Raw genomic sequence first — 6,382 nt, 5'->3', positions numbered from 1 at the left:
CCCGTCCAGGGCGACCGACAGGGTCCTGGCCAAGGGGCCCTGTTCGACCGGTCCGCCGGTTCCGCCGCTTCCGAGGTTGATCTGCAGCTTCATGGTGTGGTCCGAGGAGTAGACCGCGGGCCGGCCGAGCACCGTCAGCGTCTTGACGTTCTTGTCGCCCCCGATCTTCATGAGCTTCACGTACTGGGCCGTCGACAGCTTGTTGTAGGTGGCCGAGACATTCACGGTGTACGTGTCGAATCTGACCTCCGCCTCCGGCTCGGCGACCTTCCCGTCCGTCAGGGCGGCGGTGTTGTTGCTGCCCGAGGCCGTGGTCGCGGTCTCTCCGGGCGTTCCGAGGAGCCGGGCCAGGTCGGGCCGGTTGAGCGCCTTGCACAGCTCCTCGCCGGTCACGGCCTGGGGTGTCTCCTTGAAGGCCTTGGGCAGCTTCTCGTCCTCGTCGTCCGAGCACGAGGCCGGCTTCGGCGTGCTGTCGTCCGCCGGAAGCACCTGCGGGGCCAGCCAGAGCGCACCCCCGAGCGCCCCGAACAGGGCCACGGCCGCCAGGGCCTGCCCCCACACATTCGGCTCCTTCTGCGGAGCGACCGGGCCGGGATGCGTCCCAACTGCTCCGTCTGCGGTCTGGGTCTGCGCGAGCGGCTGAGCGTGGGGCCGGGTCTGGGCCTCGGGCTGAGGCTGGGTCCGGGGATTCCGGCGTGCGCGAAGGGCCCGTACGACCACGTACACCCGTATCGCGGTGAACACGAGGAACACCACGCCGAGCAGGGCCGCGACCTGGTCGTGATCGCGGACCGCGAGATACATGATGCGTACGCCGAGAACCGACCCGATCACGATGAGCAGGGGCTCGCGGACCCAGAAGGGAAGAAGACGAAGAAGGAAACCGAGCACCCGGTGATCTCACCAGGTCATGGACATGTTCGCCATGGTGGAAGCCACACTTCCGGAACGGATCATGGCGGTCTTCGGTCTCAGGACGCCGACGCCCGCCAGGGCTTGGGGAACAGCGCCCAGTGGCCGTTGACATGAATGAGTCCGTCGAATGACATGCCGTAGTGCTCGCCGGGCCGGGTGTACTTCCAGTAGTAGACGGTCAGTCCGGGTCTGAACGCGTCCTTCAGCTGGGCGTAGCCGCCGGGGAACACGTCCACGGCGGGACCCGTTCCGGCCCGGATCTGGTCGGTGGTGGCGCTCCACATCCAGAGCATCGTCTGCTCGGGTTTGGCCCAGGGCCCGGACGGCAGGGGCGCGGCGGTCCGGTAGAAGCGTTCGGCGCGTGCGGCGAACTCCGGCTGGAACACGGTCTGGTAGTCCGCGTGGGTCGGCTTCAGCGACTCCACCAGGTCGGCGTCGGTGCCCGCACCGGCTTTCAGCAGCAGGGCGCGGGCACCGCTGTCGGTGCCGGGGTAGGCGCTCGCCGAGGCGGCCGGGTCGTGAGCCCGGCCGGTGCCCGGGATGCCGATGTCGATCACGCCGGTGGCCGCGAGGACGGCGAACACGGGCACGGCCGACAGGGCTGCCGTGGCCTGCACGCGGCGTCGGCGCCGATGGCGTTCGCTGCGGCGCAGGAACTCGCCGGCGGGCGCCGGCAGTCCGAACTCGTGGCGCCAGCGCTGTCCGAGGGCCAGGTCGGTTCCCTGCAGGAGGTCGCCTGGGTTCCTGGTTCCGCGCCAGCGTTCGGCCCGCTCGAGCACGTGGTCCAACCAGGCGTCGAACTCCGCGTATTTCGCGCTCCATCGGCGCAGCTGCGGCCACTTGTCGATGAGCAGGTCGTGGACGAGCTCGGCCACCGGCGATGCCGCCCGGCCGGATTCGTCGGAGGACCGTACGACGATGATCCGTTCCCGGGCCAGTACGGCCAGGACGTGGTCGACCATGGCCTCGTCGGCGGCGGGGCCGCAGGCCAGCGTGCGCAGCACCGCGACACTGCGCGGTCTGCGTGTGTCCAGGCTCTTGCCTGTCCGGTCGTGGCGCACCAGCAGGGCGAGGACGCGCTGAGCCACCGCCTTCTGCCTGTCGTCCAGTTGGCGCAGCACGCCGTCCTGCCACTGGGCGAGACTGCCGCCGAACCGTCCGACCCTGTCGTAGGCCTCGTACGTCAGCAGGTTGTCGGAGCGGTGCTCCCAGAGCAGGGTCAACGTCTTTTCCAGCAGCGGCAGTACGGTGACGCGGACCTCGTCGGGAGCCGTGTCGTAGCGGCCGCCGGACATGACCTCGGTGAGGATCGTCTGGGGCAGTTCCGCCTCGAAGCGCAGGCGGGCGTCTGCGGCGGGTTTGGTGATGATGTCGCGGAGTTCGCCGGAGGTCAGCGTCGGTGGCATGTCGACGACGGGCTTCACGGCCTCGAGGAGCCGCGGGGCGCGGTCGGCCAGCCGGGGATAGAAGTCGTTGCGCATGACGAGCAGCACGGTCACCGGGGCGCAGGACTCCACTACCTCGGTGAGCTCACGCAGTACGGCCTTCTCCTCGTCGGCCGTCGGGGGCGTGCCGTGTCCCGGTGCGGGCGATGTGAGCAGCTCCTCGAACTGGTCGACGACGAGCAGCAGATGCTCGGTGCCGGCGGAGTGCGCGAGGAATCTCTCGGCCGCCGCGAGGACGCTCCGACCGGATGCGGGGCCGGATGCGGGGCCGGATGCGGGGCTGGATGCGGGGCTGGATGCGGGGCCGGACGCGGGGCCGGCTCCCCGGTCTGCTCCCGGTCCGGCGTCCGCGAGCCCTGCCCGCTCCAGGGCCGCCGTGAGGCTCGCCTCCGCGCGGACGGTGACCGACCGCCAGCCCGGCGGCAGCGCGGGCAGCACTCCCGCCTGCACCAGGGAGGACTTGCCGGATCCGGAGGGCCCTTGCAGGAGCAGTCCGCGCCGGCGGCTCGCGAGGTGGCCCAGCACCTGCTCCTTGGCCCGGTCGCGGCCGTGGAACCATCGCGCGTGCTCGCGGGTGAACGCGCGGAAGTCCTGGTAGGGGCAGACGTCCTTCGGTTTCAGCGCGGGCCATGCCTGGCGCAGGCTCTCGCCGGGTGTCGCGTACGCGATGTTGAGACCCCGCAGGTTGCGGTCGGCGCCGGGCAGGGATGTCACCATGCCGATCACCAGGCCGGTCGCGGTGTCGACGACGGGTGCGCCGCTGAATCCCCGCGCCACGGTGTTCGCCTCGTGCAGTTGGAGCAGCCAGTGGTCGCCGCCCCCGACGCGCAGCCGGCCGCCGGTCCTCGCCGTGCCTTCGTGGCCGCTGTCGAACGTCGACCTGGGGAATCCGAACGACCACACGGGCCGCCCCTCCGCGCCGTGTGCGAGGCCCACCAGCAGCTCGGGCACGGACGGCGGGGTCCCGGTGAGCTGGATGACGGCCAGATCCTCGTCCCCGGGGGCGCGCCATGGGCCGGGCAGCACCGTCCCCGTGGCCCGGGGAGCTCCGGGGGCCTGCGGGAAGCGCAGTGTCAGCACGTCACCGGGGCCGCAGCCGGCGTTGGCCACGACATGGGCGCAGGTGACCACCGCCCCGCCGGGCACGAGGAAGCCCGCTCCGACCGGTGTGTCCGCGCCGGTGAGGATCTGCGCCACCGAAGCGGCCGGACTGCCCCCGCTCGGGGGCCTCCGGGGATTCCGGGGCTTCCCGGCCACGGACTCGTCCTCGGTCGACGACACGCCCACGGGCAACACCTCGGTTCGGATCGGCGTTGGTGCCGCTCACGTAACGTAACAGCTCGGATACGGGTCTGTGGGGTGAATTCCCTCCTCGGCCCCGCGATCAAGCGGGTTGATCGCGTGGGCGTGTGCTACCGGGTGCCGCCGTGGATCTGGGACTCGCGGGGCGGGCGGCCTTCGTCACCGGGGGAAGCGGCGGCATCGGGCTGGTCCCCGAGGGCGCATGGTCGACCGCGCGAGGTCACGGACGTGGACTGCTTCCTGCTGTCACCCGGGGCCGGCGGAATCAACGGCGCCAACGTCTGCGTCGACGGCGCCCAGGACCACCCGAGCGCGGGCCGCTTCTTCCCCAGGAAGGTCTGAGAAGGGCTGTGACCTCGTCGTCGTCGAGGTGCCGCCTTCGGTCGAGTTCGCCTGACGGACAGTCAGGAGAGGTGGCGGCACAGCAGGGCGGCCGGGCCGCGGGGGCTGCCTACTCGGGTGGTGTAGGCGATTCCGGCCGCGTACTCGTCGTCGGCGCACTGGCCCTTGTAGTCGCCGTAGGCGAAGTCGCCGCCGCCCGCGCCCGCGGGGCGGTTGTCGGAGCGGTCGAACCAGACGGTCCGCCCCGCGCCGGCCAGGGGCGTGCGGGCCGGGACGCACAGGGCGGCCGACAGCCGGCTGCCGCGGTGGCTGTAGCCGATGAGGTACTGCCCGGAGGGGCACTGGAGTTTGGTGTACCCCGAGGCCCAGTCGCCGCCGGCGGGGACGTAGCGCTCGTCGGTGACGACGGCCTGCGCGTTGCCCTCGGCGCGCAGGTCGCCGGTGGTGACGTCGGTGCACAGTCCGCGTCCCGACGTGTGCCCGAGGCCCGCCAGCCGCAGACCGTCGGGGCAGGCGGCCTTGTAGGCGCCCGTGTCCCAGTCGCCGCCCGCCCGTACCCGCAGCGACTGCACATGGTCGCCGTGGTCGGTGTCGAGCATGCGCCAGACGGGCACGGGGGCGACCGGTCCACGGTGGGTCGGCGCGGTCATCAGGTGGTTCCACGCGGTGCCGCGCCAGTCGCCGCCGTCGAGGATGCCGTACCGGTGCCCGTCCGTGTCGTAGCGCAGCAGGGCCCAGTCGTCGTGGCCTTCCCAGCCCACCAGCGGCCAGTACGCGAAGTCGGCGTCGTGGTCGGCGAAGTAGTCGGTGACATTGCCGAACCACGTTCTCGCGGCGGTGCCCGTCTCGCCCGCCCCGATGCCGAACTCGCTGATCCACACGGGTGCGGTGAAGTGCTCGCCGCTCTCCTGCTCGACGAAGAAAGCCTCGTCGGTGAGGGCCTGGAAGAGCTGGTCGCGGGTGAGGTCCTGGTAGCGGGCGTCGTGGGTCTCGCCGATGCCGGTCGCGCCGCTGTGATTCGGCCCGGTGTACCCGTAGAAGTGGGCGGAGTAGACCAGCTTGTGGTTGGCGACGAGTGTGTGGGACAGGGTGCGCACGGGCGTGAGCATGGGGCGGCCGTGCGGAAGCCCGTCGACGGGCAGGCCGGTCCAGTTGATGCCTTCGACGACGATGAGCAGGTTGGGATCGGCCTCGGTGAGGATGCGGTCGGCGGCGAGTCGGGCCGCGGCGTACCAGTCGTGGCCGTCTCCCAGGCCCCAGTTGGGGTCGTCGAAGACGTCACGGCGCACTTCGTTGTAGAGGTCCGCTCCGACCACGCGGGGGTCGGCGGCGTAGCGGCGGGCCATGAACACCCAGTCGTCCGCCCACTGCGCGGCGGACTGGCTGCTGTTCCAGCGCTCGTTGCCGTCGATGCCGCAGCACCAGCGGGAGGTGTTGGTGTGGTTGTTGAGGATCACGGCGAAGCCGCTGCCGGTGAGGGCGGCCACGACCGCGTCGTAGACCTGCAGGGGCGTCCTGCCGCGCAGTTGGGGGTTGGCGGCGACTGCGGCGTCGGGCACCGGGGACGTCGCGTGGATCATCTCGTTGGAGAACGGCAGCCGGACGCTGTTGATGCCCAGGGCGTGGAAGTCGTCGAGGAGCCTGGCCAGGGGCGCCCGGTCCAGGCCGAGGGGTATGCCGTAGGAGTTCTGTCCGGCGTGCTGGTTGGCGGGGTCGGTGCTGCTGCCGCTGCCCGTCCAAGAGCCTTGTGCGCCGTCCCAGTTGGCCGACATCAGCCTGAATCGGCTGCCGTCGGCGTCGACGATGTAGCGGCCGCGGGTGGAGAGGGGCGGCTGCCAGGTGGTGGCCGCCGGGGCAGCCGGCTGTGCCGCGACCGCTCCCGGCGCGGTTGCCAGGAGGAGGACGGCCGAGACCACTCCTGTCAGGTACCGGACAAGCCTGCTCGCTATCGGCATACGCGCGAGTCTAGGGAACAACAGCCGTCCCGCACAGGGGAGTTGACCAACGCGCGGCAGACTGACGACCGGTGTGGCACGTCCGGTCGCCAGTCCAGTGGCCGCCAGGCCGGCGGGATCAGCGTCCCCCGCGGTCCAGGGCCGCCACCTCGCGTACGGCCCCGGCGATGGCCGGGAAGTCCTTGCGCAGGAGCGCGCCGTGGTTGCTCGCGACCTTCGCGGTGATCTCGATGTTCGGGTTCTGCGCCGTCGCGGCGTCCAGGCCGGCGCGTATCCGCTCCTGCTCGCCGCCCCGGCTGCCGAAGGACGTCCCCGAGGCGACGACGTACCGGGTCGGGACGGTGATGCCGTCCAGTACGGGGCCCAGTTCACTGCGGCGGGAGAGCCTGCCGAGCTCGATGTTGCTCTCGGCCTGCTGTGCGG

At 71.5% G+C, this 6,382-nt stretch carries 4 protein-coding genes and 1 pseudogene; 1 reads left to right on the top strand and 4 read right to left on the bottom strand.

Annotated features, from left to right (window positions below; translation table 11 throughout):
- Both IE249_RS24080 and IE249_RS24075 read right to left on the bottom strand, forming a co-directional pair.
- Window positions 1-891 (bottom strand): DUF6215 domain-containing protein (locus IE249_RS24080; RefSeq protein ID WP_229859159.1); only part of this gene is annotated, 891 nt, incomplete at its 3' end.
- A gap of 80 nt (window positions 892-971) precedes the next feature.
- Window positions 972-3,647, bottom strand: a complete 2,676-nt coding sequence (locus tag IE249_RS24075) for a serine protease (RefSeq protein ID WP_189707795.1) — start codon at window positions 3,645-3,647, stop codon at window positions 972-974.
- 243 nt (window positions 3,648-3,890) lie between these two features.
- Here IE249_RS24075 and IE249_RS38345 point away from each other — a divergent pair, with 243 nt between their 5' ends.
- Window positions 3,891-4,004 (top strand): SDR family oxidoreductase, encoded by a 114-nt coding sequence (locus IE249_RS38345; protein ID WP_229859158.1) that lies wholly within the window; start codon window positions 3,891-3,893, stop codon window positions 4,002-4,004.
- Between the two features lie 62 nt (window positions 4,005-4,066).
- On the opposite strand, the gene IE249_RS24070 is transcribed toward IE249_RS38345, so the two are convergent.
- Both IE249_RS24070 and IE249_RS38340 read right to left on the bottom strand, forming a co-directional pair.
- A complete protein-coding gene (locus tag IE249_RS24070) occupies window positions 4,067-5,959 on the bottom strand; it encodes a glycoside hydrolase family 5 protein (protein ID WP_189707793.1) in 1,893 nt (630 codons plus the stop codon).
- Window positions 5,960-6,077: 118 nt separating this feature from the next.
- Window positions 6,078-6,382, bottom strand: a pseudogene (locus tag IE249_RS38340) (alpha/beta hydrolase); the annotation flags it as partial.

Origin of the sequence: Streptomyces anandii JCM 4720 (genome assembly GCF_014650655.1) — a bacterium.
Classification (GTDB): Bacteria; Actinomycetota; Actinomycetes; order Streptomycetales; family Streptomycetaceae; genus Streptomyces; species Streptomyces anandii.
This window is presented reverse-complemented; position numbering and strand designations above follow the sequence as displayed.